The organism is Spiroplasma endosymbiont of Megaselia nigra (assembly GCF_003987485.1).
In the GTDB taxonomy this organism is placed as follows: Bacteria; Bacillota_I; Bacilli_A; order Mycoplasmatales; family Mycoplasmataceae; genus Spiroplasma.
The window spans coordinates 1-1,416 of record NZ_RCOO01000249.1; the positions used below are offsets into that span (position 1 = coordinate 1).

At 24.9% G+C, this 1,416-nt stretch carries 2 protein-coding genes; both read left to right on the plus strand.

Features of this window, described 5'->3' with window-relative positions; translation table 4 throughout:
* Window positions 1–250: hypothetical protein (locus D9R21_RS07615; RefSeq protein ID WP_158613975.1), on the plus strand; the 250-nt coding region annotated here is incomplete at its 5' end.
* On the plus strand, window positions 250–1,416 hold a 1,167-nt coding region (locus D9R21_RS06480; protein ID WP_148108878.1), incomplete at its 3' end, for a hypothetical protein. The genes D9R21_RS07615 and D9R21_RS06480, both read left to right, overlap by 1 nt.

A 1,416-nucleotide genomic window follows, 5' to 3' on the forward strand; every position in this document is an offset into this window, starting at 1 on the left:
TGTAAATATTCAAACAAACGCATCATACGAACAAATGATATATATTAGAGAAATTAAATTAACTGAATTCGTTATGAAGTTAATTAAATATGATAATGCGATTTTAAACAGTAGAACATTTAATATTAAAAATATTGATGAGTTAATTGTTGATGTTCACTTACCAGTAAATGCTACTTTAAACAGACAATTAAAAAACAACGAAACTATTATTAATATGCCTAATGAAGAACAAGGAGAACAAGAATAATGTTAAAACCATCTGAAAAAATGTTAGCACAATTAGCAAATGATGAACCAATTGATTATTCAATTGATAGTATTCCGTTAGATTTTGCTAATCAATCACAATATAGCGACCCCAATTTAGAACAATTATTTACTGAAGACCGTGCTAGAACCTTATATATTTATAAAATCAATAATCTTGTTAAGACAAAGCAAAAATCAATCTTAAATTACTCTCAAAATAGCGTTAAAATAGGTTTTATTGACAAAGATGAATATATTAAAATTATTGGCTATGAAATTAGTGATTTTAATTTTAAATTACAAATACAGCAAAATACTACAGTCCAAGATAATAGTACAAGTTATGTAATGATTGATGAAAAAGATATTTTAATTAATGATATGTCAAAACAAGACAAAGCATTTTTAGAAACATTAAACTTAAAAATAGTGTCTATTAATGAACCAATTACGGAAGACAATAAAAATGAATGTTATATCATTGAAGAATACAAACGGCCTTATACACCCGATGGTGTTGATATTATTAAATCTACGCATTTAGTTAAAATAACTGACTTTAAATGAAAAAACCAAAATAGTATTCATTTAGTTTTACAAAAATCATTGCCAGATGACACAGTATTTACTGGGATTGAGATTAAATACCCTAAATCAATGTTATTTGGTAATATTAAATGTTGAGGCAATGTGAATGGTATTTATTCTTATCCATCATCAAATATTGAAAATGCTAGTTTAGTACCATTGTTATCAATGCCAATAGAAACAAACCCCAATGTACGAATATTTCAATATTGATTTACTGAAAGTTTTTTACCTTGAAGTATTGCAAAAAACTATATTAAAGGTAAAAATATTTTAGAATTATTAAATATAGGTAACCATAGTTCTAATTCACAAAGACAAGTATTTAAAAATGCACGCATTATAAATGCAAAAATTTCATATAGTCATTTAGAAAGTCAAGCACCACCAACATCAAAATATCCTTTAAATAATAAAATTGAAATTAATGAAGAATCTCCTTCAGATATTTATAAATATAAATCAGATAGTTACCCGTGATGAACTCATTTAATTTCAGTTGGAATAATTTCAGAAAAACAATATTCAGATATAATAATTGAATTTTCAAAATCACCTTTATATGGAACATTGAAA